The following is a 26734-nucleotide window of genomic DNA, read 5'->3' on the forward strand; positions in this document are numbered from 1 at the left end:
GGGGTTAATCCAGCGCTTTGTTAATACGCAATAGGGTTATCTTTATTTGCTCTGCAGCAGCATTGGTAATCTCTTGCTGTGTGGTATTAGGTAGCCTAGCTTGTAATGCTTCTAACATAGTCTGCGCAGAAAGACCGGTGGCACAAATAATAAAGATAAACCCGTGCTTGTCTAAATAGGCGTGATTGGCTTCTTTTAACTGGCGTAAAACGGCCTCGGACGCGCTGGCTGTACCCGACTGCTCGCCCGCAGCAATGGCTTTGGTATTTGCAAACTTTTTGCGCAACGAATCAACGTCGCCAATCATGGGGTGTGCCGTAAAAGCTTCAAGGTAGTCGTCATCACTGCATTTGGCCCACGCGCTCTTCGCTTGATTAACAAGAGCATTCTTGTCGCTGTAGGGGCGTGCTTTTACCATTTGATAAACCCAGGTTTTCGCCGCGCAGCATTGCTCAAACCAAGAAGACGCCTCTTCAGCGCGTAGCGTATTTAATTCTTTAAGTGTCACTGGTGGTGTCCTTTTCTTTGTGAAAAGCTGTAACGGGTTTCTCACTGTATTTGTTACTGTTGCCTGCCGTTACTTCTTTTACATGAAGACGCTCGATAATTTGCGCAGATATAGAAACGGCAACTTCAATTGGTTGCTTGCCAGGGATATCTCGGTTACCTATTGGCGTAAATAGCCTTGCCAGCGCGTTGTCGTCAAACCCACGCTGAGTCAGCTTGGTAATAAAGCGCTTTGCTTTGGTGTCTGAACCAATTAACCCAACAAAGGGGAGGGAAGGTTGCTTTAACGCCTGCTCTGTAATGCGATAGTCCAATTGATGATCGTGGGTGAGTATAATCAGCCAACTGTTCTCATCAAGGTGTCTAACTTCGCTCTCTGGTGCTTCTTCCACGACTTTGTGCACGTTGGCTGGCAAAGACGATGGAAACAGTTCCTCGCGACTGTCTATCCACGAAATGCGTACAGGCAATTGAGCCAAAATAGGCACCAGTGCTTTTGCAACATGGCCAGCACCAAAAATGGCGATGTGCTGCTGATGAACGTTACACACGTCAAATAGCACCTTTACTGCGCCGCCGCAGCACTGTCCTAAAGAACTGCTTAACGGGTAGCTGTGAAGTTCAGTGCATGCTTCGCCCTTTGCAAGGTACTCTCGTGCGCGGGCAATGGCATCAAACTCAAGGTGCCCGCCGCCAATGGTATCGATGCTTTGTGAAGCGGTAACCACCATTTTACTCCCGGGTTCACGAGGTGTAGAGCCTGCAGTGCCAACCACAGTCACAAGCACATAGCCTTCATTACGCGCTTGGCATTCGGCTATTCCCTCATACCAGTTTGTTGCACGAAATGATTGGGGCGCGCGAGATGACTTTGCTGCAGTGAGTGTCATAAAACACCGCCTCGACTGGAAGAATGCTGCATAGCACTTAGTGCATTTAACACCCGTTCTGGTGTGGCTGGTGTATCTAGTTGCGGATCAACTGTGTAGCCAGATAGGCTAGATATGGCGTCTTTAAGGGCGCACCACACTGAAATAGCCAGCATAAATGGTGGCTCGCCAACCGCTTTTGAGTGGTAAATGCTGTCTTCAGCGTTCTTTCTACCAAACAGCTTCACATTAAACTCTTTTGGCGTATCGCCAATAGCTGGAATTTTATAGGTCGCCATATTTTCACTTATCAGCTTACCCGCTTCATTCCATTTAAGGTCTTCTGTGGTAAGCCAACCCATACCTTGAATAAACGCGCCTTCTATTTGGCCAATATCAATGGCAGGGTTAAGACTGTTGCCAACATCGTGGAGTACGTTAACTTTATCTACCGTATATTCACCGGTAAGTGTATCGACAGAGACTTCGCTCATTGAGACGCCATAGGCAAAATAGAAAAACGGACGGCCTTCACCGGTGTCGCGGTTATACTGTAATTTTGGGGTTTTGTAGAAACCGCTTGAAGACAAAGATACACGAGCAAAATACGCTTGCTGCACAAGCTCGGTAAAGGTAATTTTGTGCTCATCCAATACCACGTGCTCATTAATGAATAGCACGTCGCCAGCGCGGTCCTCTAGACCTAAGCTTTTGGCAAAGCACTCGGCCAAACGGGCTTTTAGCGTAATACATGCATTTTGTACGGCTTTTCCGTTTAAGTCAGTGCCGCTTGAAGCTGCTGTTGGTGAAGTGTTAGGTACTTTGTCAGTGCGTGTTGCAGTGACTTCAATCATATCCAAATCTAGTCCAAATTCATTGGCTGCAATTTGGCCTATTTTGGTGTGAAGCCCTTGGCCCATTTCAGTACCACCATGGTTCACCTGAATACTACCATCAGTATAAATGTGCACTAAAGCGCCAGCTTGGTTTAAATGCTTCGCGGTAAATGAAATGCCAAACTTAACAGGCGTTAGCGCTAAACCTTTCTTAATCACCGGGCTTTCGCGGTTAAACGCTGCAATAGCTTCACGGCGCTGCCAATACTGAGCGGTTTCTTCTAGCTCGGCAATCATATCGGGCAGAAGGTTATGTTCTACCTTCATTCCATAGGGAGTCAGACTACCCGTCGTGGGGCCGTATAAATTACGTTTTCTTACCGATAGGGGGTCGCTGCCAATAGCACGGGCAATTTTATCAATCATGGCTTCAGCCATAATCATACCTTGCGGTCCGCCAAAACCTCGATAAGCGGTATGCGATACCATATTGGTTTGCAATCTGTGGCCAACAATGTCGCTATCACCTAAGAAATAACCGTTGTCCGCATGGAACATGGCTCTATCGACAATGGCGTCAGATAAATCAGGCGAGTGCCCACAAATACCATTGATTGTCATGCGGGTGGCTTCAATTTTACCTGTCTCGTCAAAGGCCACGTCGAACTCGTTTTCGAACGGGTGACGTTTGCCAGTAACATGCATATCAGTGAAGCGTGGTAAGCGAAGCTTAACCGCACATTGATTGCGCGATGCCAGTAGAGCCGCTATACAGGCCCATTGCGCGGCTTGCGTTTCTTTTCCGCCAAAGCCGCCGCCCATACGTCGCATGTCTACCATTACACGGTGCAATTTTACATCGAGCACTTCGGCAACGAGTTTTTGTACCTCACTGGGATGTTGACTAGACGTATAGATTTTCATGCGATCTTCTTCATCAGGGATCGCAAGGCTCACTTGTCCTTCTAAGTACATATGTTCCTGTCCACCAATACTGAGCGTGCCATGTGCTTGGTGGATCGCTTTTTCAAATGTACTTTCAACGCGGTCAGTATGTTGGCCAAACCGATGTAAGGGACGCACAAACGTTTGCTGCTGGTGGGCAGCTTCGGCACTAAGTATAGGTTTGGCTTCACTCACCTCTACTTTCCCTTTTAGCGCAGCTTGTCGGGCAAGGTTTACCGAAGTGGCAAGCACGGCAAACACAGGCTGACCGAAGAATTTGATTTCGCCATTAGCAAGTAACGGATCGCCTTCGAACACAGGTCCAATATCTTTATGGCCAGGCACGTCGTCAATCGTAACCACATCTACAACGCCTTCACTTTGGCGAACAGTGTCAAGATTTATCGAGTTAATCGTACCTTTTGCGCATTGGCTTACACCAACTGCAGCATAAAGAGTGCCTTGAGGTTCAATAACATCGTCAACATAGTTTGCGCTGCCTTGTACTTGGCGTGTTGCGCTCTCGTGTTTTTTAGATACATGAACGACACTTTGCTTGTCGTTTTGTTGCAGTGGATTACGGGCATCAATTAACTTACGCATGCTGCACCACCCGTGTTTCAATTTGGTTTGCTGTTTGGTTCTCTAACCAGAAGCGATGCCACAGGTTAGCTAAAACAGTTTTACGGTATTGGGCTGTAGCGCGCACATCATCGATAGGTGAAAATGCATCGAATAAGACTTGTTTGCCCAACGTTAAACATTCGTTGCTAGCGAACTGCTTACCTTTCAAAACGTTTTCTAACGCATTGCAGGTTGACGGAACTGCTGCTACACCACCAAAGCCACTGCTAATGGCTTCTACCTTGCCGTTGTTGAGTGTGACATTAAATACGGCGCATACTGCAGAAATATCATCTTCAAATCGTTTCGATATCTTATATGCAGCTAATGCTTGATTGGGCTGTTTCAATGGTATTTCTATTGCACTTATCCATTCATCTTTCGCCAGCATGGTCTCGCGATAGCCTGTGAAGAATGTGCTAATTGGGATCATACGAACGCTCTCGCCGTTATCTAAATGCAGTATGGCATTCAACGCGAGTAGTAACGGTGGCATATCACCAATAGGGGAAGCGTTAGCCACGTTACCGCCAATGGTAGCCTGATTGCGGATAGGCAACGAGGCAAATCGGGTAACAAGCTCAGCCACTTGCGGAAATGCATTTAGTAATAAAGGTGCCGCATCATTTAGCGGTACAGCTGCACCAAGAATAAGAGAATGCTCGCTTTTGGTGCATTGTTTTAGTGCATCAATATGTGTCACACTGATAAGCGTTTCTACATTTTTTAGCTGTTGCGTGAACTGAAGGCTTAAATCCGTGCTGCCAGCGACTAGCTGTGCAGTTGGATGCGCTTGAATCAGAGTCTTCAGTTCTTCGCGAGACGTTGGCGTATGGATATTGCCCGTACCAGTGGGTTTCTCACCAGATAATGACAGTAATGTAGAAAGGGTGGCAGCTTGGCGTGCAGTGAATTGATCATCAGGTGTTTGTTCGCACACCTCCATCGTAGCATCGATAATAGGGCGGTAGCCTGTGCAGCGACATAAGTTGCCTGATAAAGCGTGCAGCACATCGTCGCGATTTGGTTTTGTATTGCTGTGATATAAGGCAAACATCGACATGATAAAACCAGGTGTGCAAAAGCCACACTGAGAACCATGGTGATCAACTAACGCCTGCTGTACGGGGTGTAAGTGTTTACCATCGTTTAAATGCTCAACAAATAAAAGCTGCTTCCCATGAACTGCACTCATTAGCGTGATACAGCTATTCACCGTTCGATAATTAAGTTCTGCAGCGCTATTTGAAGAGGCTGGTTCCACAAGTACTACGGTACATGCACCACAGTCTCCTGCTGCACAGCCTTCTTTTGTGCCTGTTTTTTTGCGATGTTCGCGAATAAATTGTAGAAGGGTGAGGTCGGCCCGCGCTTCATTTAATTCAACGACATCGTTATTTATTAGAAAGCGAATCATACTCACACCTTCTTGTTATATTCATTCTTGTATTCATTAATATAGCTGTATTTTTTCAATAAAAGTAGACCATTTGGTCAATTTATTGCTTATAAAAAAAGGCCGAGTTCTAAAAGGCCATGATTTTGCGCAAATTTGATTGGAAAAAAAGAAGTGATACCTTTCTATTTTTCTTTTGCTAAGCACTACGTCGATTTGTTAATAAAGAATAAGGCAAGATTCGTGCAAGGTTTTGAACTATTCGCGTAATTCGTGTTTTAGTATGGTTAACACTCCCTGCATAGGGTATGTATGATCTATAAGAGCATAGCAACTCGTCGGCAATAAATGCTAACCTATCGAAAAGGCATGCAGCATTTATACTGCCCGTGCGCTTGCAAAGTAGATTGCAAAGGAATTTTAATAATAATGATGAAGGTAAAAAATGCTGACGCTGGCGTTGGCGCTATGAACAGAAGAAAAATACTCCAAGCCGCTGAAAAATGTTTTGCACAGTTTGGCTTCAAAGGCACAGCAGTACAAAAAATTGCTGATGAAGCAGGACTTCCTAAGACTAACGTTTTGTATTATTTCAAAACAAAACAAGAGCTCTACGTAGCGGTACTAGAAGAAACCCTCTCGCTGTGGAACTCACGTTTTGATAAAGCCACAGTAGAAGACGACCCAGCCGAGGTACTCGCCAGTTATATCGCCGAGAAAATGGAAGTGTCGCGAACGCATCCAATGGCCTCTAAGATCTTTGCGATGGAAATTATCAATGGTGCACAAAACTTAAGTGGCTACTTTGATGAAGAGCATGCGCTTTGGATGAAAGGGCGACTTGCGGTTATTGATGCATGGGTAAAGGCCGGCAAACTGCCACCTGTTGAAGGGGAATACTTGCTTTACACAATCTGGGCGAGTACCCAGCACTATGCTGACTTCTCTGCGCAAATAACCCGTCTACGCGGTAAAAAGATGACAAAATCAGATTTTGAAGACGCTACAAAACAAGTGGTAAAACTCGTGCTCGGTGGCTGTGGGTTATCTGTGCCAGAAAACTTCGAGGTGTAGCATGACAGAGTCTGTTTACCCTCGTGATCTGATTGGTTATGGTCAACATGTACCTCACGCTAAGTGGCCGGGCGACGCAAAAATCGCGATTCAGTTCGTATTAAATTACGAGGAAGGTGGCGAAAATTGCGTGCTTCATGGTGACGAGGCGTCAGAAATATTCCTATCGGAAATTATCGGCGCACAAGCGTATAAAGATCGCCACCTCAGCATGGAGTCTATTTACGAATACGGCAGTCGTGCAGGGTTTTGGCGTTTACACCGTTTGCTTAATAAATACGACATTCCCGTTACTGTGTTTGGCGTCACTATGGCTATGCAACGACACCCTGACGCCGTAAAAGCCATGATGGATTCAGGTTGGGAAATCGCCAGCCACGCCATGCGCTGGGTGCATTATCAAGACATGGACGAAGAGCAAGAGCGTAAACAAATTGATGAGGCGATTATTCTTCATGAGCAGTTAACGGGCAGTAAACCTGTAGGTTGGTATACAGGAAGAACGAGTCCGAATACGCTGAAGTTGATTGCAGAGCGCGACGATATCTTATATTGCGCCGATTCATATGCTGACGACTTACCTTACTACGACTGCCATTACAGCAAGCCGTTATTAATGGTGCCGTACACATTAGACACCAATGATATGCGCTTTGCCACGCCTCAGGGCTTCAACAGTGGGGAACAGTTTTTCACCTACTTAAAAGATGCGTTTGACGTGTTGTATGAAGAAGGAGAAGAAGCGCCTAAGATGCTATCTATCGGCCTTCATAATCGCATAATAGGACGGCCTGCTCGACTCGCCGCACTTAAGCGCTTTATCGAGTACGTTAAGTCTCATGATAAAGTATGGCTAGCGACACGAGAGCAAATTGCCCGTCACTGGTTGGAGCTTCATCCTAAAGATGGTGGTGACAAGCCGCGTACGTAGCGTTTACATTACGCCTACTATATTTGAAGTACAGTAAAGTGAAGAGACGAAAGTGAAACAAATGGAGCGCTATCGCCTTCACTTAATAAAGGACAAAACCATGAAAACAAAACTAGCCATTATTGCCCTTGGGGCGCTAGCGCTGACAGCATGCTCAAAGCTGACTAAAGAAAACTATGATAACTAAGGGGCTGTTATCCTTTTCTGTGCAGTTTTGGTCTAAATGGAAGCCTTTTAATCGCGAAACAGTCCTGCAGGCCTAGTGGGCTAAGTTAAAGGGCTGTGACAAAGAGTAAAAGGCTTCCATGACGACCCCTCCGGGCAGCGCCTGTATGTCATCTATACTGCGTTGAATGTTTTCGATTTAGGCCCACTAGACCTTCAAACATCCTCCTTGTCTAGATGACATACAGACGCTGCATAAATGCACAGAAAAGGTTAACAGCCCCTAATATGGGTATGTCTCAGGACGAAGTTGAAGCAATTCTGGGTTCAGCTGACAACTGCGGAAAAACAATGGGTACCATGGCATGTACATGGGGCAATGAAGACAGTAAGCACGTTAAAATTGTATTTATGGGTGATAAAGCCGTTACCTTCACTTACGATGGATTGAAGTAAACGTATATCTTTTTCACTTGCTTAGTTTAATAAGAAAGGTGGCGTTGAAAGCCACCTTTTTTGTATCTAAAGCGTTAACTTACAGGCACGCAATAAGCGCCGTTGAATTATTTTAAATCCAATAAGTATCGTAATAAGAAAACAATCGCCAGTGCATAAGTGAGCGGTGTTACTTCTTTAAATTTTCCCGTACCTACCTTAATGCCAACATAAGTAATAAAACCAAGGGCAATGCCTTCGCTAATGCTGAATGTGAGCGGCATGGCGATAAGTGCAACAGAAGCAGTGGCTAACGCACCTAAGTCGTCGAAATCAACCTGTCGAATCGATTCCATCATTAAAATACCTACCATCAATAGCGCTGGCGTAGTGGCCATTAGCGGGATAACTTTCATTAGCGGTGTTAAAAATAGCGAGAGTAAGAAGCAGACAGAAACCACTACTGCGGTAAGCCCGGTTCTGCCGCCCGCCGATACGCCCGTAGCGGACTCCACATAGCTAGTTACTGGAGATGTACCCACTAATGCGCCAGCAATACTCGCTGATGCATCGGCTGTCATTGCTGAGCCAATTTTCGGTAGCTTGCCTTCGGGAGTAAGTAGATTGGCTTTTCGAGATACGCCGATTAAGGTGCCAATGGTATCGAACATGTTCACAAACATAAGTGCGAAAATGAGGTCCCACGTTTCAGCAAGGTGATCAATTGGGTACCAAAAGTCCATTGCCATAAAAGTGTTTGAAATAGATTCTGGCATGCCAACTACAGCAGAAGGCGTTGCAGTTAAGGTACCGTTTTCAGTGGGGATAAAAGCACCAATTAAGGTGAGTGTTACGATAGAGATTAAGATAGCGCCTGTAACGCGTTTCACCATCAAAACGATAGTAAAAATAATGCCGATGAGCGCTAACATTACTGCTGGCTCAGAAAGGTCGCCAAGCTGTACGAAGGTTGCGGGATTATCAACAATCAGCCCCGCATTTTTAAGGCCGATAAAGGCAATGAACAAACCTATGCCACACTGCACGCCGATTTTAAGAGAAGGAGGTATAGACTCGGCTATTTTGGTTCGAACTCCGGTGAGAGAAAGGAGTAAAAAGAGAATGCCGTTCCAGAAAACAATACCAAGCGCTGCTTCCCATGGAATTTCACGACCAAGACAAATGGTAAACGCGAAAAAGGCGTTCAAGCCCATACCTGGTGCCAACGCAATAGGGTAGTTAGTCATTAGCGCCATCATTAAAGTGCCAATACACGCCGCTATTGCTGTCACTGTAATTAGGCCCTCTACGGGCATGCCACTTAACCCAAGAATACCTGGGTTCACCACGAGTATATAAGACATGGCTGCGAACGTAGTAAGTCCTGCAATGATCTCTGTTCTTACTGTTGTTCCGTGTTCCTGCAGCTTAAATAGCCGTTCGATTACGTTGTTGGACATCAAGAGTTCTCTGTTAGTATTTCATTGTGTGTTTTGTGCGTTGAAAGCAATAAACTGACCAATTAGTCAACTTGTTGGTGTGTTTTGTGCTAACTTACTTTTCAGTACAATGATTAATTAATAATCATTGCGTGACTCAAAGTCACTAGCCAGGCAGCACAAAGCCAGCCAAACGGTTAGTAATCAACATAGATGAAGTCAAAAAAACCGCAAACAAAACCTAAATGAGCAATAGAACTCGTTTACAGATAGCATTAAAGATAAACTATTACGCACCAATTAAATGCCATTGCATTGTTGTGGTGCAAATAAGTGAGGGGCCATGTCGCTGTCATCAATAATTAAAAACATTCCAAAGGCCGAACTGCATCTGCATATAGAAGGTAGCTTAACGCCTGAACTTATGTGGCGCCTAGCTGAAAAGCACAGTGTATCACTTCCTTATGCTAGCGTGGAAGAGATAGAAGCGGCGTATAACTTTGAAGATCTACAAAGCTTCCTTGACTTATATTATGCAGGGGCGGGCGTGCTTCGCGATGAGGATGATTTCTTTGCTTTAATGTGGGAATACTTAACGCGGTGTTATGAGGACAATATCGTCCACACAGAAATTATGTTTGATCCGCAAACCCATACAGAGCGTGACATAGGTTTCGATATTTTCATGCCAGGCTTTTTGAAGGCGATGGAAAAAGCAAAAGATGAATACGGTATCAGTAGCTATTTAATCATGTCTTTCCTTCGCCATTTGCCAGAAGATGCTGCCTTCGATACGCTTTCTGCAGCAGAGCCCTACTACGAGCACATTACAGCGGTAGGGTTAGACAGCTCCGAACTTGGTCATCCGCCGTCAAAATTCGAACGCGTATTCAAAAAAGCCAAAGCGCTGGGATTTAAAATTGTCGCCCATGCTGGAGAAGAAGGACCGGCATCTTACATTTGGGAAGCCATCGAGCTATTGGACGTTGATCGTATTGACCACGGTGTACGCTGCCAAGAAGATGAAGCGCTTATGGACCTCTTGAAAGAAAGACAAATTCCACTCACTGTTTGTCCGTTAAGTAACCTCAAGCTGTGTGTGATAAATGATATGAAAGACCACAACATTGTCCAGCTTCTTGATGCTGGGCTTCTGGTCACGGTTAACTCTGATGATCCTACGTATTTTGGTGGCTTCTTAAATGACAATTTTGAAGCGTTGCACCAGTCGCTGGATATTGATGAAAAAACAGTTCGTACGTTGGTAGCAAATAGCTTTAAGGCAAGTTTTTTGCCGCAAGAGCAGAAAAACCAGCTTGTTGAAAAGGTTCTTTCAGCCTAGCAAGGCGAGGAGTGGAAGATAGTCGAGTTAGCTTCTGGCGATTAATGCGAGAAGCTAATGTGATTTTACGATTGCATGACTGCAATAGTTTGCTTAATCAAACTGTCTAATTCCGTGATGTCTTGAACGATTTCGCTTAAATCGTCTTGCTTGGCTTTGTTTTCAATAGACGATGCCTTTTCCCGAATGGCATCGGCACCTACGTCGCCCGACACACCTTTCATAGCATGACTGTTGAATCTAACGGCTTCAACATCTAATGCGGTCGCAGCACTTTGAAGTGCTTGTTGTTTTTGTCCTATTTGCGCGAGGAACATTTCAACAATACGGTTCAATAACCCCTCATTTCCACCCAACCTGCTTATTGCAGCATCGCGGTTCCATAATTGTTCTCGAGTGGGCGTATCGTTTGAGTTAGATGTGTCCATATGTGCCACCGTAATTGAAGCGTTATGCCAGTGTACAATACATGTTCTAATCAAGAAATAGCAAGTTTAGTGGCATAGCATACTGCGGTTTATAAACCAGCAAAACCTAGACTAAAGACTAATTTTTTTTTACGTATCTCGGGCGATACTTATTCTGATATTTGTTACATGGTGTGGAATTTCTCATGGATAATGAGACACAGAAAGTAGTCATCATTGACGATGAACCAACAACACTCTTGTTATTAGAAAGTGCAGTAGAATCTCTAGCAAAGGTTGTTACGGTCTCGCAAAGCGCGAATGCGTTTTCGGTGATAAAAGCACAACTTCCTGATTTGGTTGTTCTAGATATAAGCATGCCTGAGCTATCTGGCTTTGAGGTCTGCAAGCAGTTAAAAGCGTGTCCAGAAACGGCTGCTATTCCAGTAATCTTTGTCACTTCCCATAGCGATTCGGAAAATGAACATGTGGCATTGTCGTTAGGTGCCATAGACTTCATTTCCAAGCCCATTGATATTGGATTGTGCCAAATGCGAGTGAGAAATCATCTCACTATCCAAGATCAAAAAACAAAGCTTGCTCGTGTTAATCAAGAATTAGAAGCAGAGAAAAAGCAGCTTGCTATTACCCTCAAATCTATAGCTGATGGCGTTATTTCAACTAACGCAGCAGGGGATGTAACTTTTATTAACTCGGTAGCGCAGAGGTTAACAGGATATAGTGAAGCTGAAGCTCTTGCCAAGCCTATCGATGAGGTTATGAATTTAAGAGATGCCTCGACAAATGAGCGTCTTTTAAACCCCGCTCTTTACGCACTAGAAGTGATGCGTCCGGTAGCTATGTCTTACAACGCCACGCTGGTAAGCCGACATAATCAAGTATTCAGGGTAGAAGATACAGCGTCGCCCATCATTGATGAAGATGGCCATCTGTCTGGCGCCGTTATCGTTTTCCAAGATGTGTCAGAAGCCATTGAAATGGCAGTAAAGATGACGCATTTAACCAATCATGATCAGCTCACGGGCCTGCCAAACCGAGTGCTGTTGCACGATAGAGTTGTTCAGGCTATCACTCGTTGTTTTACCTCTAAGCAAAGCATAGCGCTACTGTTAATTGATATTGACAATTTCAAGTACCTCAATGACAGTCTTGGGCATCAAGTCGGCGATTATATTATTGCGTCTATTGCAAAGCGCCTTGCAAAGGTTGTTGGAGAAAGCGCTACGCTCGCCCGCGTGGGTGGCGATGAGTTTGCCTGCTTACTTACTGAAATTGGTTCAGGCTACAGTGCAGACAGTATTGCTATGGCGTGTTTGCAGGCGGGCAGAGAGCCCATTGATATAGACGGTAAGGCCCATCAACTTAGCTTAAGTATTGGAATTAGCCTTTATCCCCAAGATGCTGTTAATGCGGAAGAGATGATGCGCCATGCAGACTCAGCGATGTATCGCTCTAAATCAAAAGGCAAAGACACTTTCAGTTTCTTTTCAAAAGACCTGCAGCATGCCATGCATCATCGTGTGGAGATGGAGATAAAGCTTAGAAATGCCATAGAGAACGACAGTCTAGCTATTTACCTACAGCCAAAATATAACTTTGACGATAGCGCAGTATTAAGTGCGGAAAGCTTAGTCAGAATGTTCGACGAGAATGGTAAAGTTATTGGACCTGATGAGTTTATTCCGCTAGCAGAAGAAACTGGGCTAATACATCAGCTAGGTAAGCAAGTGTTACAAAAAAGCTGTGAGTTTGTCGCTAGATGCAATGAATTGGGGCAAGACTTCAAAGTGGCGGTAAACGTAGCTGCTAAACAGCTTTCAAACCCAGGCTTCGCAAGTGAAGTTGCTGAAATTATCAACGAAGCGGGTATCGCCGCGTCGTCTATAGAGTTGGAAGTTACAGAGTCAGCCCTAATGCACGACTTTGAGCAAACCCGGGATATCCTGAACGACTTGGCTTCATTGGGCGTTACCATTGCGTTAGACGATTTTGGTACGGGTTATTCAAGTCTCTCTTATTTGCGTCAGTTCCCATTGAATGTGCTTAAGATAGATCGCTCTTTCGTTATTGATATGGATAAAGAACAGCAGGCACATGACATCGTAACGGCAATAGTGCATTTAGCATTAAGCTTAGAGTTAACCATTGTTGCCGAAGGGATAGAGACCCAATCTCATTTTGCCGCGCTCAAAGCACTTGGGTGTCACTTAGGGCAGGGGTATTTTATGTGTCGCCCTATGGCGATGGCGGATTTCTTCACGAAGTACATCGATGATTGCCAAGTAGCGTAAAGTTTACTGGACGCTGAGTAGAGTGCTAATCGATAGTCTCTTCTTTATAACCTTGTCGTTCAAACCATACCTACTTGGAAGCAAACTAGCTGACTTTTCGATACAAATTTGGATGTAAGGTGTTAGACTTGCGTAAAACGTTGTTATTACTTTGATATTGTAAGAGTAATAACAATGCATGCGAGAATGGTCACCTTGATGTAGTAATAATAAAAGTACCCGATGAATCGAAAAGAAATAAAACCCTACACAGAGTGTAACGTACTTATTGTGGACGATGAGCCGATGAGTCGAATGCTGCTTGAATCCATCCTAGAGTTGGTGTTTACCTGTGCTACAGCCGAGTCAGGAGAAGAAGCCATATCCTACTGCGAGGCAAACCTTCCTGACCTAGTCCTGCTTGACATGAACATGCCAGACATTAGTGGGTTAGATGTTTGTAGCGCTCTAAAAGCCTCGCCTGAAACGAATCATATCCCCGTCATTTTCGTTACATCTACAATGGATATTGAGAGTGAAAATGCGTGCTGGGAAGTAGGGGCGTCAGACTTTGTCATGAAACCGGTTAACGCTTCTACGTTAACGCATCGCATCAAAACACATCTGCAAAATAAGCTTCGCACCGAATTCCTTAAAATGATGACATTTCACGATCAGCTAACGGGTTTGTACAATCGTATGTACTTAACCAACGAAATTCCGTTACTCATTAAGCAAGTTGCGAGAGACAAAGGTACGGTTGGAGCAATAATGATCGACATCGATTATTTTAAGCTTTTCAACGATACGTACGGGCATCTCGAAGGCGATATTTGTCTTCAAAAAGTGGCGCAAATTGTATCGGATACGGTTAAACGGCCGAAAGATGCCGTTATTCGCTTTGGCGGCGAAGAGTTTTTAGTCGTCCTCCCCTATATCGACCATCAGGGCACAAAGCTAGTGGCACATCAGCTTGTTGAGGCTGTCGCCAAAGCAAGAATTCCACATGGTAAAGGGATAGAAAACCGCGTATCAATAAGTGCAGGCTTTGCAGTTTGGAAAGCTACGGATGTGGTTGAAGACGATGTGGCTGCGCTTATAGAAGACGCTGACATTTCACTGTTTGAAGCAAAAGAATTAGGGCGAAACCAAGCCAAGGGCTGAGGCCATCGCCCAATATCCCATCATAAAAATAGAATTTCTAGCCTATTGTTTAATATCCCGTATTCAAATCCCAAGCTATCATTATAAATGCGGGGCCGCTGTGCACGAATCGAGCAAGGCGGCAAGAATCTTGTGGTCTTTACGCTTGGGTAGCGAACCATGGTTTATTTTGACGAACAATCGAGTTTGAATGTGAAACTGGAACACCAGTTGAAGGCATCGCTAACCAATTTGGTACAGCGAGGCTGCGATTCGTTTGGCGTGTTTCAAGGTTTACTTTTACAGCTGGACGAAGAGACAGTTAATATGTTGGTTAAAGCTTCGTCGGCGTATGCACCCAACTTTAAGTCGGTCCCTTCTTTCTCTACCTGTGTGCCTGTAGACCACTGTTTCCCTGTAAACAGCGCTAAGTGTTCTACTGCATTTAAACAATGGTTTTCTACTTATTTTAATGCCGAAAAATACATTCGAGGCCGTGTTCATACCCTAGATGGAAGCCAAGTTTGCTTAGTCTTTATTAATGCGTGCCCGGAACAGTCGGTAAACCTCGACAAGCTGTCGCTGTTAGACGATTGCCTGAGCGTGATGTTGGATAAGTTTCATCTCGAAAAAGCAGAGACCAATCAAAACACGTTGTACGAAAAGTTACAAAGTGTAGCGAACATAGGCACATGGGAAGTTGATTTGACCACTAATGCACTTAGCTGGTCTTCACAAACTCGGCTTATTCACGAAGTCTCAGAAGACTTTGTACCCACATTAGAAACAGCTATCAACTTCTACAAAGAGGGGTTTGATAGAGATGAGATAAACCGCATTGTCTCCCACACAGTGGCTACGGGTGAACCGTGGAGTGCAACGCTTGAACTTGTCTCCGCCAAAGGTAATTCGGTTTGGATAGAAACCCACGGCATGGCTGAGATGAAGCACGGAAAGTGTATTCGTTTGTTTGGGACTTGCCAAAACGTAAATAAGTCGGTGCAACTTAGACTCGAATTGGAAGAGAGAAGAAGAGAAGCCGAAGCTGCGTCTAAAGAACGTGGCATGTTGCTATCTCGTATAAGCCACGAATTAAAGACGCCGCTTAATGGCATTACCGGCATGCTGCAGGCGCTCAAGTTCGAAAATAAAGAAAATGTGAGAATGCGCAAAGCGGATGTGGCGCTTCATAGCGCAGACCGCTTATTGTCTCTTATAAACGATGTTTTGGATTACACCTCCATCATTAACGGCGAATTCTCACTAAAATATAGCGATTTTTGTGCGCGTTCGTTAATTGAGGATATCCTAGATGTATTTAAAACAAAATGTGCAGAGAAAGGCGTAAGGCTTTACGCGGTGCTGTCTTTTGACGAAAACACTTATGTTCACGGAGATGCCGCCCGAATCAGTCAAGTCATTACAAATTTACTATCGAACGCGGTTAAATTTACGCCAAAAGGGTATATTTCGGTGCAAGTTACGTTAAAGCATCAAGGCGATGTGCCTATTTTACTTGCGTCAATTGAAGACACTGGTGTGGGCATGAGTGATGAAATATTGTCACGTATTTTTAGACCATTTCAAAACGACACCGCCAGTGCCTCTGAAGAGTTAAATGGAAACGGTTTAGGGTTGTCTATCGTCAATCAACTTGTTGGCAAAATGGATGGCGAGCTTGAAGTGCGTTCAAGCGCAGGGAAAGGCTCCTGTTTCGATATTGCTATACCTGTAGAAATGGCAGTTTTAGATAAAGAAAAGCAGAGTGACGTTGTCCTCTCTTCAGACCTACTTAGCGTTCCTCTTAACGTTTTGGTTGTTGATGACAACGACATAAACCGTTTCGTGCTTGCATCCATGCTAGAGAAGTTTAATTACCTTCCAGATGAAGCCGAAAATGGCGAAGTGGCCGTTCAAATGGCCCGAGCTAAAAAATACGACATTATTTTTATGGATTGCGCTATGCCAGTGCTCGATGGGGTAAGTGCTACTAAGATTATTGTCCAAGAAAACTTATTGCCCAAACACGGTCGTATTGTGGCTGTAACGGCAAATACAACGCCTGAAGATAAAACTAATTGTAGCAATGCGGGCATGACCGATTTTCTTGCCAAGCCCGTGGTACAAAATGACGTTACCCTTCAGGTGCGCCATGCACTAAATGCAAAATCAGTGACAGCGTAGAGGTTAAAGTACGTTTATTCCGCTGAAGGGGGCGTATCTTTTACGGTTTCCCAATGCGTTACAATATAGTCTGTAACCTGCGAGCCGACATTATAGGCGGCTTCTATAGCGGCTCCCATTGCTGCATATCCATCGCCAGAACTCTCTAACTTTAGGTTCTCCGCAGCGCTCAACGATGGTGGCTGCATGGTAAAATTGCTCGCCGTTCTAAGAATAAGTAAGCGGTCTTTGTTGACTAACCCTGCATTGTCCAAGTAGCTCAAGCTTTGAAGTGTTGCTGAGTCTTCCATGCCCGAGGTAACAAAATTTCCTTTGCCCTGCGTCCAGTATGCCACCCAATCGTTTGCCCACGTATTTAGTTTTTCGCCATGCCAAAAAGTAGAAGCAGATAAATGCGCACCCATAGATATATTGGGAAGTGCCCTCGCATTAGCTGAATTGGTGTACTTGGCTCTCAGTGCATCCATCGCTTCGTTGTTTAAAAGCTTGGTGTCTTTTGTCAACGAATAGGCCCACTTTGCTAACGGTAAGTTCAGCGCGTACACCTCGCCATTTGGGCTGTTGTTTACGTCTACAGCGTCAGCGTTTTCAAAGGGCGCATGAGTGAAGAGGGGGAAATAACCCGTACTCCACTGAGACGGAATTTCTCTAGCGTCAATTTGATGTGCTAGGTCGCCATCAACTACGTAATCGGTCCAAATTGCACTTCCAATGGTGTTATCCGCTGGGTCGACTCCCGCGATCCCTGCGACCAGCCAATAGGCTTGGGATAAATCAAAGCGAGGATCAAGACCTAGTGCCATTATTGCTGCTGAAGCGCGCGCAATGCCCATTCCCGTAACCATACCGATTACACCTGTATCAGGATTGGCGTAAATATCGTGAAAGCCATGAGGCAAAGGGTATTGGGTTGTGAGTTTCTGGCGAGCCTTCCACAATTGAAATTCACCAGGAGCGTCGCCTTCGTCGCTGCCAATTTCGAACATACTTACCACAACAACCTTCACTTTCATTGGCGGCTTAGCGTCATCGGTTTTAACACTGGCAGAATAACTACTGCTACAGAAACCCAAAAACATAGCCAATATAAGCAAAGCGTTGAAAAAGGCAGACCGTTTTTGTTTAAGCAGTGGATAAAAAGAAAGATGCATTTAGTACTCCTAAAAAAGAGCCCAGCATTATCAAACTGGGCTTCTTATCGAAAAAACTTACAGGCCTGAGAGCGTGTGTCGAACGTTCAATCTACACATGAGGCACGACCACGCTCAAAGAGTATGCGAACTTAGAATGAGTAAGTAAATTTAGCATTCCAGTGACGCGGTAGTTCAGGTAGTACAATTTGACTACCAAATAGATCAGGGAAGTTAGAGCGGAAATAACGCTCGTCAGTTAAGTTTTTAACGGTTAAGTTTAACGACCAATCTTCCGCCTGATATGACAAGCCAGCATTGACTAACGTGTAGGCTGGAAGTGTCACTGCAGCTGAGTAGCCAGACGCGACCTCATCCACATCCACAATACTCACGTTGGCAGCATAACCATTTTGGAAGTCATAGGTTGCTGTCAGCGTGTAAATATTTTCAGGAATACCGGCCTTTCGTCCGTCAGAGTTTGTTTCTCCTTCACCAACAAGGTTAAGACCTACTACGTTCCCGCCAAAAATTAACGAAGGATCATCAAGAGCAACTAAATCGTCAGCACCTAAGAACCCAAATTGGTTTCCATTGGCAAGTGCAGTTAAGTTGATAACTTCTATATTTGTATAGCCAGCAGAAACAACAAGGTTCTCATTGACTACCCAACGAAGTTCAAATTCGGTGCCTTCGTTATTGGTTGTGTTGTTGGTGACCGTATTCTGAGTATTGAAGTCGGTACGCTCTTGCTCAAAGAATGAAAGGGCAAAATAGAGTGTATCGTCAACGAGAGAACCTTTAATACCGTATTCCATCAGCTCAGAGGTGTCGAATGCACCGCCACCACCAGGTTGATTGAGTTGGCCAACACCAATCTCGGCGCCCTGGCCTGCAACAAGGGTAGCTTGCTCTGCTGCAGTGATATAAGGAATAAGGCCAAATTCAAATTCATATGAAATACTAGCGTTCCAAGACCATCCATCTACGGTTTCTTCAGCATAAACTGGTGTTTCATCTCCAGTAGCACCCAAAAGTAAATCCGTGCGCGATGTGCTTTCAATATCAATAGTGTCGTATCGTAAACCTAGTACTAAGTTTAAACCCCAGTCCCAAGTTAAATCGGTCATTGCAGCAATGCCTAAGTCTAAGTAATTACCTACGTCATAGTTGTCGTAGTTTTTACCCGAGCGGGTAGACAAAAGGCGGCGATCGAGCGCTGAAGACGGCATGGTTAGGTCGCGACGATTAAAGAACTCGTAAGTAAAGTCATCGCCGTGCTCAAAGTCGGTATAGCGTACAGATGGTGAAAATTGAAATTGCGCTAATAGTCCGTCGTTCTCATATTCTGTCGCAAAAATTAGTTTGTCTTCTATAACCCAGCTGTCATGGAATTGTGAAAAGCCATAAGCATTTTCGTTTATGTTGTCGTATGCATCATAGAAAAGCTGGTTGCGAATTTCCCAATTATCCGTGTAGTAAATGGTGTCGAAGTAAAGCGTTATGGCTTCGTTACCAAGTTGGTCATCAGGTGCTACCAAAGTTTGGCTACCACTTAAGGTCGTAGTACCTGGGTTTTGTAATGCCATTAGAGGATCGAAAAAGTCGCCTGTAACCGAATCTAATGGGACAGCTGGCGTGAAAATAAACGGTGAAATCAAGTCGGCGACTTCAGCATATTCTTCGTGACTGATTTGACCGTCGCCGTCCGTATCTAATGGTTGAGCCGTACCTGTAATATAGGTTCCGTCGTCAACTAACTCCTGAGTTAATCGGTTCCAGCCGGCCACTTGGTTACCATCGTAGTCGTGGTACATACCACCAAATTCGAAACGAAGGTTATCGGTAATATCGATATTAAATGATGCTTGAAGTACGGTTTGATCAGTCTGGGTATTGTCGTAGTAACTGTCAGAGTTTTCTAGCTCACCGTATATGTAATAGCCCATTTCTTTACCGGCAACACTAGTCGGTCCGCCAACTTCTGCAGTTAAAATGCTTTTGTTCCACGACCCCGTTGTGTAAGACAACGCGCCTGTTGGTGCATCTAAATACTGCCCCGATGACGCACGAGCAGACTTAGGATTAAAGTTCAGATAACCACCAATTTTTGACGGGCCGTAAATAGGTGATGCCGGACCACGAACGATGTCAATTCGGCTGGACGCGCCAATAGGCGTAGGGTAGTTACCTGGGTTGTCCAAGCGCTTAACACCGCGGAAGTAAGTTTCCCCAGGCGTGCCCCGCACATCCAGAGAACCCGCAACACCAAAGAATGATTGTGTAAATGTGCCTGGTGCAAACGCGACGAGTTCGTCAATGTCAGAAACGTTGAAGCGCTCCATCTGTTCTTGAGAAATAGTCGATGCAGAACGGGGGGTTTCAAGAATAGATTTGCCAAAGCCAAAAACTGACTCAACGTCTTGGCCAGGAAGACTCCCAAGGGATCCTGTTACCTGAATTTTTTCAACGTCTTTTTCTTTAATCTCTGTCTCTTCTTGAGCAAAAGCTTGCGACGATAGCGCGACCGCGGTAGTCATTGCAATAGCTTTTGCTAGAGGAGATAAATTGAATGTAGTGTTTTTCATGGTTTCCTCGTTATTTTTAGTTGCCCCTTTTTAGGGCTCTATTCACGCATTTTTATATGCGTTTTGTTATTGGCAAGAGAGTTAGCAGGATGAGTGCCAACTACTTGTCCAGTTGGTCAACTTTTAGCCTTCTCTTAAGTTGCTGAATTATAGGGATAAAAATATATAATGTTGTTCTTGTGTTGTTATTTTTATGTAAATAAACTCAATCGCATAAATGCATGCACTTATAAGGTGATTTTTAGCGAGCTTTTGCACTAAAAAGAGCAGAGGTTACGCCCGGTTCTCCGTCTATACTTAAAATGGATGTCGAGTGTGCTGATTGCTTAACAACCTCATGGTTTACAACGGCTTTTTCATTGAGTGCTTTCGGCGCCCTACGGCTACTTTCTAGCTTTGGGTTGTGAATAGGCTCGTAAGCAGGGTTGTCCTGAGCAACGCCAGTGCTGCTTTCAATTTTTTGTGCACTAGCGTGTGGGGAAGCAAGGGGCTTTTTTCCAGGTAAGGTTAAATCAAGGATGACGGCGGTAAGGCCGGCCGAGGTTACTGGGGAAAGTAAGATATTTTCAAGCCATGAAGGCAATTCAGAAAGGGCTTCTGGTACCATCATTACACCAATCGCCATACCTAGCGCACACGCTGTCACCAAACTACTGCGCCTATCAAGTGCGTAGCTGGCTAATAGCTTTAAGCCGCCCACGGCCACCATGGCAAACATAACCAGAGTAGCACCGCCAAGAACTGGCTTGGGAATAGCCTGCAGCACGCCACCTACAATGGGGAAGAACCCAATAACAACGAATAGCGCTGCAACAAAAAAGCCGACCTTACGGCTGGCGATGCCGGTTAATTGGATAACCCCGTTATTCTGGCCAAATGTAGTATTTGGAAAGGTGTTGAACATCCCAGCAAGTAACGAATTAACGCCGTCGCCCAAAATGCCGCCTTTCACTCTTGCAAGATAAATCGGACCGCTCACAGGCTGCTTACAGAAAAGACTATTTGCGGTTAAGTCGCCGGCCGTTTCTATTGCACTAAACAAATAGATGAGCGCGATAGGTAAAAAGAGAGTGATATCAAATGCAATGCCAAAGGCAAAAGGGGTGGGGATCGCTACGACGGAAAGCGAAGCAAGGCCGCTGAAATCTAATCCTTTTGTAATGCCGACATAGGTTGCGCCAATCGCCATACCTATAAAGATGGCACTCAAACGCAGCCAATGATTTGTTGAGGCGTTCAAGAAAACAATAATGAGTAACACGCCAAGGCCGACGGCTAAGTTTTCTGTGCTGGCGAAGTCAGCGGCGTGAAAGCCGCCCGCAAGATCAGTCATGCCGACGTTTATCAAGCTTAGCCCAATAGCGGTTATTACAATTCCTGTAGTTAATGGTGTAATGATACGTTTGAGTTTATGTACAAATAGACTAAACACCACTTCGACCATGGCACCCGCCATAGTTAATCCAAACAACAAAGACAAGACATCTTCGGGTGTTCCTCCATCCGCCTTGACCTGATTTCCTGCCAGTATCAACGCGCTAATAAACGCAAAACTGGTACCTTGGATGGCTACCAATCCACTGCCTACTGGGCCTATACGCTTTGTTTGAATTGCCGTGCCTAAGCCGCTTACAAACAAGGCCATACTGATAAGATAAGGCGTGTATTCAGTAAGGCCCAGTGTTGATGTAACAATAAGAGTCGGGGTAATGACACCGACGAAGCTTGCAAGTAAATGCTGAAATGCCGCGGTAAGTGAAGGAAGAAATGCCGGACTATCATGTAAATCGTAAAGTAGTTCGCTGTGATTTGAAGACATGGTTATTTCCTTGTTATTTCCTTGTTATTTCCTTCATTGGCGCAGACCGAGGCGGCAAACTCGCAGATGAAATCACTGTAGCGTTCCACGTTGCTGTTAAGAGGTTGTACTTTGCTGTTTGCAGAAGGTATTTGGTCAGCGCTTTCCGCTATTAAGGCTAAAAACTGTGTTAGATCTCGGTTTAGCTCAGTAAGTAGTTGCTCTTTTTTCTCGTCTTGCAAAAAGCTGTACTTGATACTGTTTTGACTTAATGTAACTAACTCACTCCAGCTTAGATTGAACTGGGTAAACGCCAGGTAATATTCATCTGTGAGTGTGGCATCCCACATCCCTCGGTCGTCGGTTGAAAGTGCAGTGGGTACACCGGTTCTTAAAAGTTGAGGAAAGGGATGAGCGCTCAAATCATCGATGTATTCTAACTTTAGGTTTGAAATTAAATTGGTTTCAATCAAATAGCGGTTATGGCGCATGAGCAAATACGTTGAAGGATCTTTTAGCAGATTAATGCCATGGCCTATTCGCTCTGCGCCTAACAATAAGGTGTCGCGAATATTGGTATCTGCATGCTCAGATTCACCTGCATGAAAGGAGAGGCGAATGGCTGGATATTGAGCTCTAAGTCTCGTTATGGGGGCTAAAAAGCGCGTGGGTTGACCTCGAGGATCATCCTCCCTGCCAACCAAATTTATCCCTACATACCATTTTCTATTGGCGTCTACGAATTTGAAGATCCAGTCTAGTTGAGCTTCAATGTTGTCAGTAAAACGAACCAAGGCATATTGAAAACGAACGGTGACACCAGTAGCTTTCGCTGGTTCGCTATCGAGCATGTCTGTAATAACTTTAAGCGCTCCAGCAGGGGGAAAGCGGCTCCCGTCTGCGCGATTCATAAACCTAACGTTCATTTGCGTTTCTAAATAGCGCACATTTTCTTGTTGATACAGCTCCATGTTTCTAAGCAGAACCTGCGCTGTAATATAGGGGTTTTGAGTAAGCTCGCTTAAACGCTGCCAGTGAAACTCAAAAAACTCCTCTCGACCTTCTTCTGGCTTATCAAGTTCAACACTATGGATAAACGCTTCTTGCTCTTTGTTACTTAGGGCATTCAGCGCTTTATATTGCTTTTGCTCACATTTCGTTAGTTTAGAGTGGGTAGTGTTAGAAATAGTATGAAACAACGGTGCCGAGTCACACTCGCTATGATTTATCTTAGTGAAGTACTGATAGCCACCGTTTAGCGCTTGATTAGTTGCTAGCTCATACCACCATTTGCCGTACGCCGAACCTGATAAGTGATGGTGCAAGTCACCGCCTTTTGGAAACTGTTTAAGTAGTTGATAGGTCTGTGAGTCGGTCAATGACTGTGTATATTGCTTAAACCATCCGTTTGCGTCTTCTTCAGTAGGAAAGGGGCTTGCGGCGGAATAAAGACCAACAAAGGATAAAGACAAAATGAACAGGGTTCGTACAACAAATGACATGAGCAATTTTTCTTAGCAATAGTTGCTCTATGGTTGCAAGATATTGACCAGTTGGTCTGCTTAGTAATGTGTTTTTAAGCTGTTGTTTTAAATTGTTTTTTATGTGGATTTGGGTCAGGAGCAAATAATTAGGCAATTTGTAAGCCCCATTTTGGTGCCTAAACAAAAAAATGCGCTAAATTAGCGCATTTTTTCAAAGCAGTGCGAACGGTCGTTTTATAGGACTACGCCTTCATCTAACGTCACAAAAATTGAGTGGCGTACTTCATTGTACATTGCGCGGGAACAATGGCCTTCGCCTTCTGTGTCTTCTAGCAATAGTACGTCACCTGCTCCAAACACATGACGTTCACCGTTAGACACCGTAAATTCAGCACGCCCTTTAATAATGAAAAGGAGTTGTCGCGCCGGCGCTGGATGCCACTTAAAATCATAATCTGCGGGCGTTTCGCGAAAAATTATTTTATCTGCACCGAATTTCTCTGAAAGCATACCGATAGGACCGCCGTCTTTTAGCGCAATCTCCACTTCGCCAAAATGACTTTTGCCTGCTTCATCGTTGTAAATCCTTGTTATTTTCATTATTAACCCTTCATTAAAACTTTACTGATTTGACCACTACGTATGCTTGAGCTTGCTAATGGTTTTATAAAGTACTGACAAACTGGCGGCCACGTCATCAATGGTAATAGATTCTGCAGGGTGGTGACTTATTCCGCCCTTACAACGTGTGAACAACATGGCCACAGGGCAAATATCAGCAATAGCCATAGCGTCATGACCTGCTCCCGAGGCAAGGACTCTTGGCTTAATCCCGCTTTCTTCTACCCCCCGAACGAGTGCTTCTTTCAGCTGGCTATCGCAATGTACCGCGGGCGCGCTGTGGGTTTGCTCCTGTGTTAGCGTTATTTGTCTTGCATGCGCAATGGCATCAAACTTTTGCAATATTTCTGCCAAGACAGAATCGCGCAATTCATCATCTTCGCTTCTGATATCGAGAGAAAAACGTGTGCGACCAGAAATGACGTTAACGCCGTTTGGCGCATTTTCAATTTTACCTACCGTGGCCACAACGCCCGGACGCTGCAAACTAATGCTCTCGACAGCCAATAGCATCTCTGCACTTGCGCACAACGCATCTCGTCGCATAGACATCGGCACAGTGCCAGCGTGACCCGCCATGCCTTCTACTGAAAAATTAAAACGTTTTGCACCTGCAATAGCACTGACAACGCCAACAGGCAGATTTTCTTGCTCTAAAACAGGGCCTTGTTCAATGTGAAGCTCTATGTAGCCCAAAATGTCGGTACGGGAAATGGCGGCACTGTTTACTGCGTCGAAATTAAGGCCGAAGTTCGCCATGGCTTGCTCTAAGTTCACGCCATTTTCATCTTTTAGATGACGCCATTGCTCTTGCCACTTACCGGTGAGCGCGCGGCTTCCTAAAAGGGTGGTGCCAAATCGCGTGCCTTCTTCATCACAAAAACCCACAATATCGATATGAAAAGGGAACTTGGTTTGCGTGCCGTCAAACATAGCGACCAGCGAAATAGCGGCGACCACGCCTAGCATGCCGTCGTACTTTCCGCCGTTAGGCACAGTGTCGAGGTGGCTACCTAGAATTAATCGCGGTGCGTTGGGCACGCTTGATGTATAGCGCCCCCATATATTGCCAACGGCGTCTTGCCAGGTGGTCATTCCGGCTTCAATCATCCACCCTGAGGCGAGTTGATTTGCAAGCTTGTGTTGTTCGGTCAAATAGCGCCGGTCTAGACAGGCTGGGTCCTGGCTTAAGGTGCCTAATGTTTCGCACCTTGCCATGACTTGCGTAGCCAATTCAGCAAATTCTGCGAATTCACCCATTGGTGACTCCCGCCGCTTTAGCCTTAGCATAAACGCTAAGCGCAGCATCTACACCTTTACCAGCAGGTAGCGCAAACCCTTGCATACGAAGCACAGTTTCAAGGGACTGGAGGGTATGTAACACGGCATCTTCTCTGGCGTTATAGCCCATAGTGCCAATGCGCCAAATTTTTCCTTTTAGCGGACCAAAACTAGTGCCTATTTCAATGTTAAAACGCAGAAGTAAGGTTTCGCGTACCTCTTCGCCATGAACACCCTCGGGAATATGAACACCTACAACATTGTACATTTTGTGTTTCAGGTCGCCGAAGGGCTCAAGTCCCATGGCCTGAATACCGGCTAGCATGGCGTCGCCCGCTACTTTGTGACGAGCAATCACGTTCTCCTGGCCTTCTTCTAAATGCAGGCGCGCGCATTCACGGGCGCAATAGAGCATACTGGCTGCTTCGGTGTGGTGATTTAGTCGCTCTTCGCCCCAATAATCCATGATCATGGGCAAGTCGAAGTAGTTAGAACGAATTTTAGGGCCACGCGCGGCTTCATGGTGAGCATCGCGAATGCCGGCTTCAACGTGGTGACGGGTACGCACGGTTTTAACAAACTTGTCGCTTAGTGTAATAGGAGCACTGCCTGATGGGCCTCCTAAGCACTTTTGCAGGCCAACTGACACCGCATCTAATTTCCAAGCATCAACGTCTAGCGGGTTCCCACCTATTGACGCTGTTGCATCGCAGTAAAACAACACATCGTTTGCTTCACAAATCGCGCCAATTTCTGCAAGCGGTTGCAGCATGGTGGTGGACGTATCCCCTTGAACAATGGCAAGCAGTTTTGGTTTTACGTCTTTTATCGCCTTTTCAATCTGTTCAGGCGTAAACACTTCGCCCCACGGCACTTCAATGGTGTGAACTTCAGCGTCGGCGCGCTCTGCAATTTCAGCAAGCAAATGCCCAAAACGCCCGAAGATAGGTACGAGGACTTTATCGCCTGGCTCAATTGCCGATACCAATACAGCTTCAATTCCAGCGCGCGACGTACCGTCGACCAAGAAGGTTTGCTGGTTTTTCGTATTGAAAACATCGCGGTAAAGTTGCATGACCTCGTTCATGTAGCCAGTCATTACAGGGTCATATTGACCTACTAACTGGGTAGACATCGCGCTTAACACACGGGGGTAGCAGTTAATTGGGCCCGGGCCCATTAGCAAGCGAGGCGGCGGCGATAGTGGAGCAAACGTTCTGTTAGAAGCTTCTTTAGACATGTGG

Annotated in this window: 21 protein-coding genes; 8 read left to right on the top strand and 13 right to left on the bottom strand. The window is 45.2% G+C overall.

Annotated features, from left to right (window positions below):
• Positions 1 to 4: 4 nt before the first annotated feature.
• The 4 genes from uraD to xdhA are packed head-to-tail and all read right to left on the bottom strand — an operon-like array spanning position 5 to position 5198.
• Positions 5 to 508 carry a 2-oxo-4-hydroxy-4-carboxy-5-ureidoimidazoline decarboxylase gene (uraD, locus tag NO989_RS01260; protein ID WP_371341914.1) on the bottom strand — a complete coding sequence of 168 codons (504 nt, stop codon included), beginning with the start codon at positions 506 to 508 and terminating at the stop codon, positions 5 to 7.
• A complete protein-coding gene (gene xdhC, locus NO989_RS01265; RefSeq protein WP_283630945.1) occupies positions 498 to 1397 on the bottom strand; it encodes a xanthine dehydrogenase accessory protein XdhC in 900 nt (299 codons plus the stop codon). The genes uraD and xdhC overlap by 11 nt, the downstream gene beginning before the upstream one ends.
• The gene (xdhB, locus tag NO989_RS01270) at positions 1394 to 3760 is read right to left on the bottom strand and encodes a xanthine dehydrogenase molybdopterin binding subunit (RefSeq protein ID WP_371341915.1); all 2367 of its coding nucleotides are present in this window, start codon (positions 3758 to 3760) and stop codon (positions 1394 to 1396) included. The genes xdhC and xdhB overlap by 4 nt, the downstream gene beginning before the upstream one ends.
• Positions 3753 to 5198 (bottom strand): xanthine dehydrogenase small subunit, encoded by a 1446-nt coding sequence (gene xdhA, locus NO989_RS01275; RefSeq protein ID WP_371341916.1) that lies wholly within the window; start codon positions 5196 to 5198, stop codon positions 3753 to 3755. The genes xdhB and xdhA overlap by 8 nt, the downstream gene beginning before the upstream one ends.
• Positions 5199 to 5606: 408 nt before the next feature.
• Between xdhA and NO989_RS01280 the strand changes: the two genes are divergently transcribed.
• From NO989_RS01280 to NO989_RS01295, 4 genes are all read left to right on the top strand, one after another.
• A complete protein-coding gene (locus tag NO989_RS01280; RefSeq protein ID WP_371341917.1) occupies positions 5607 to 6251 on the top strand; it encodes a TetR/AcrR family transcriptional regulator in 645 nt (214 codons plus the stop codon).
• Position 6252: 1 nt separating this feature from the next.
• Positions 6253 to 7182, top strand: coding sequence for an allantoinase PuuE (gene puuE / locus NO989_RS01285; RefSeq protein ID WP_049588806.1), 930 nt, complete (start codon positions 6253 to 6255; stop codon positions 7180 to 7182).
• A 52-nt stretch (positions 7183 to 7234) separates the two neighbouring features.
• Positions 7235 to 7369, top strand: a complete 135-nt coding sequence (locus NO989_RS01290; protein ID WP_275446548.1) for a hypothetical protein — start codon at positions 7235 to 7237, stop codon at positions 7367 to 7369.
• A gap of 266 nt (positions 7370 to 7635) precedes the next feature.
• Entirely contained in the window at positions 7636 to 7803 is a 168-nt protein-coding gene (locus tag NO989_RS01295; protein ID WP_231514267.1) for a hypothetical protein, read from the top strand.
• A gap of 107 nt (positions 7804 to 7910) precedes the next feature.
• Here the strand turns inward: NO989_RS01295 and NO989_RS01300 are convergent, their stop codons facing one another.
• The gene (locus NO989_RS01300) at positions 7911 to 9242 is read right to left on the bottom strand and encodes an NCS2 family permease (protein ID WP_014949076.1); all 1332 of its coding nucleotides are present in this window, start codon (positions 9240 to 9242) and stop codon (positions 7911 to 7913) included.
• Between the two features lie 322 nt (positions 9243 to 9564).
• Here NO989_RS01300 and NO989_RS01305 point away from each other — a divergent pair, with 322 nt between their 5' ends.
• A complete protein-coding gene (locus NO989_RS01305) occupies positions 9565 to 10563 on the top strand; it encodes an adenosine deaminase (protein ID WP_371341918.1) in 999 nt (332 codons plus the stop codon).
• Positions 10564 to 10628: 65 nt separating this feature from the next.
• Here the strand turns inward: NO989_RS01305 and NO989_RS01310 are convergent, their stop codons facing one another.
• Positions 10629 to 10991 carry an Hpt domain-containing protein gene (locus NO989_RS01310; protein ID WP_371341919.1) on the bottom strand — a complete coding sequence of 121 codons (363 nt, stop codon included), beginning with the start codon at positions 10989 to 10991 and terminating at the stop codon, positions 10629 to 10631.
• Between the two features lie 185 nt (positions 10992 to 11176).
• Here NO989_RS01310 and NO989_RS01315 point away from each other — a divergent pair, with 185 nt between their 5' ends.
• The 3 genes from NO989_RS01315 to NO989_RS01325 all read left to right on the top strand — a co-directional run bounded on the left by NO989_RS01315 (position 11177) and on the right by NO989_RS01325 (position 16588).
• Entirely contained in the window at positions 11177 to 13282 is a 2106-nt protein-coding gene (locus tag NO989_RS01315; RefSeq protein ID WP_371341920.1) for an EAL domain-containing protein, read from the top strand.
• Between the two features lie 222 nt (positions 13283 to 13504).
• Positions 13505 to 14425, top strand: a complete 921-nt coding sequence (locus NO989_RS01320) for a diguanylate cyclase domain-containing protein (RefSeq protein WP_371341921.1) — start codon at positions 13505 to 13507, stop codon at positions 14423 to 14425.
• Positions 14426 to 14584: 159 nt separating this feature from the next.
• Complete coding sequence (locus NO989_RS01325; RefSeq protein ID WP_371341922.1) at positions 14585 to 16588, top strand: hybrid sensor histidine kinase/response regulator; 2004 nt, start codon at positions 14585 to 14587, stop codon at positions 16586 to 16588.
• 14 nt (positions 16589 to 16602) lie between these two features.
• On the opposite strand, the gene NO989_RS01330 is transcribed toward NO989_RS01325, so the two are convergent.
• From NO989_RS01330 to NO989_RS01360, 7 genes are all read right to left on the bottom strand, one after another.
• Positions 16603 to 17739: a purine nucleoside permease gene (locus NO989_RS01330; RefSeq protein WP_371341923.1), complete on the bottom strand. Its 1137-nt coding sequence runs from the start codon at positions 17737 to 17739 to the stop codon at positions 16603 to 16605.
• A gap of 131 nt (positions 17740 to 17870) precedes the next feature.
• Positions 17871 to 20306 (bottom strand): TonB-dependent siderophore receptor, encoded by a 2436-nt coding sequence (locus tag NO989_RS01335; protein WP_371341924.1) that lies wholly within the window; start codon positions 20304 to 20306, stop codon positions 17871 to 17873.
• A 241-nt stretch (positions 20307 to 20547) separates the two neighbouring features.
• A complete protein-coding gene (locus NO989_RS01340) occupies positions 20548 to 22125 on the bottom strand; it encodes a nucleobase:cation symporter-2 family protein (RefSeq protein WP_334039488.1) in 1578 nt (525 codons plus the stop codon).
• A 2-nt stretch (positions 22126 to 22127) separates the two neighbouring features.
• A complete protein-coding gene (locus tag NO989_RS01345; protein WP_371341925.1) occupies positions 22128 to 23606 on the bottom strand; it encodes an adenosine deaminase in 1479 nt (492 codons plus the stop codon).
• 216 nt (positions 23607 to 23822) lie between these two features.
• Complete coding sequence (locus tag NO989_RS01350; RefSeq protein ID WP_014976207.1) at positions 23823 to 24188, bottom strand: AraC family ligand binding domain-containing protein; 366 nt, start codon at positions 24186 to 24188, stop codon at positions 23823 to 23825.
• Between the two features lie 36 nt (positions 24189 to 24224).
• Positions 24225 to 25469, bottom strand: coding sequence for an allantoate amidohydrolase (locus NO989_RS01355; RefSeq protein ID WP_014978988.1), 1245 nt, complete (start codon positions 25467 to 25469; stop codon positions 24225 to 24227).
• Entirely contained in the window at positions 25462 to 26730 is a 1269-nt protein-coding gene (locus NO989_RS01360) for an alanine--glyoxylate aminotransferase family protein (protein WP_283622603.1), read from the bottom strand. Before NO989_RS01360 ends, NO989_RS01355 begins: the two co-directional genes overlap by 8 nt.
• Positions 26731 to 26734: the final 4 nt, after the last annotated feature.

Source organism: Alteromonas sp. DY56-G5 (assembly GCF_041414725.1).
GTDB lineage: Bacteria > Pseudomonadota > Gammaproteobacteria > Enterobacterales > Alteromonadaceae > Alteromonas > Alteromonas macleodii.

Bases quoted from the DNA above. Each gene is read 5' to 3' on its own strand.
- xdhC (WP_283630945.1), bottom strand. From the start codon at position 1,397: ATGACACTCACTGCAGCAAAGTCATCTCGCGCGCCCCAATCATTTCGT.
- xdhB (WP_371341915.1), bottom strand. From the start codon at position 3,760: ATGCGTAAGTTAATTGATGCCCGTAATCCACTGCAACAAAACGACAAG.
- xdhA (WP_371341916.1), bottom strand. From the start codon at position 5,198: ATGATTCGCTTTCTAATAAATAACGATGTCGTTGAATTAAATGAAGCG.
- NO989_RS01280 (WP_371341917.1), top strand. From the start codon at position 5,607: ATGATGAAGGTAAAAAATGCTGACGCTGGCGTTGGCGCTATGAACAGA.
- puuE (WP_049588806.1), top strand. From the start codon at position 6,253: ATGACAGAGTCTGTTTACCCTCGTGATCTGATTGGTTATGGTCAACAT.
- NO989_RS01295 (WP_231514267.1), top strand. From the start codon at position 7,636: ATGGGTATGTCTCAGGACGAAGTTGAAGCAATTCTGGGTTCAGCTGAC.
- NO989_RS01300 (WP_014949076.1), bottom strand. From the start codon at position 9,242: ATGTCCAACAACGTAATCGAACGGCTATTTAAGCTGCAGGAACACGGA.
- NO989_RS01305 (WP_371341918.1), top strand. From the start codon at position 9,565: ATGTCGCTGTCATCAATAATTAAAAACATTCCAAAGGCCGAACTGCAT.
- NO989_RS01310 (WP_371341919.1), bottom strand. From the start codon at position 10,991: ATGGACACATCTAACTCAAACGATACGCCCACTCGAGAACAATTATGG.
- NO989_RS01315 (WP_371341920.1), top strand. From the start codon at position 11,177: ATGGATAATGAGACACAGAAAGTAGTCATCATTGACGATGAACCAACA.
- NO989_RS01320 (WP_371341921.1), top strand. From the start codon at position 13,505: ATGAATCGAAAAGAAATAAAACCCTACACAGAGTGTAACGTACTTATT.
- NO989_RS01325 (WP_371341922.1), top strand. From the start codon at position 14,585: ATGGTTTATTTTGACGAACAATCGAGTTTGAATGTGAAACTGGAACAC.
- NO989_RS01330 (WP_371341923.1), bottom strand. From the start codon at position 17,739: ATGCATCTTTCTTTTTATCCACTGCTTAAACAAAAACGGTCTGCCTTT.
- NO989_RS01335 (WP_371341924.1), bottom strand. From the start codon at position 20,306: ATGAAAAACACTACATTCAATTTATCTCCTCTAGCAAAAGCTATTGCA.
- NO989_RS01340 (WP_334039488.1), bottom strand. From the start codon at position 22,125: ATGTCTTCAAATCACAGCGAACTACTTTACGATTTACATGATAGTCCG.
- NO989_RS01345 (WP_371341925.1), bottom strand. From the start codon at position 23,606: ATGTCATTTGTTGTACGAACCCTGTTCATTTTGTCTTTATCCTTTGTT.
- NO989_RS01350 (WP_014976207.1), bottom strand. From the start codon at position 24,188: ATGAAAATAACAAGGATTTACAACGATGAAGCAGGCAAAAGTCATTTT.
- NO989_RS01355 (WP_014978988.1), bottom strand. From the start codon at position 25,469: ATGGGTGAATTCGCAGAATTTGCTGAATTGGCTACGCAAGTCATGGCA.
- NO989_RS01360 (WP_283622603.1), bottom strand. From the start codon at position 26,730: ATGTCTAAAGAAGCTTCTAACAGAACGTTTGCTCCACTATCGCCGCCG.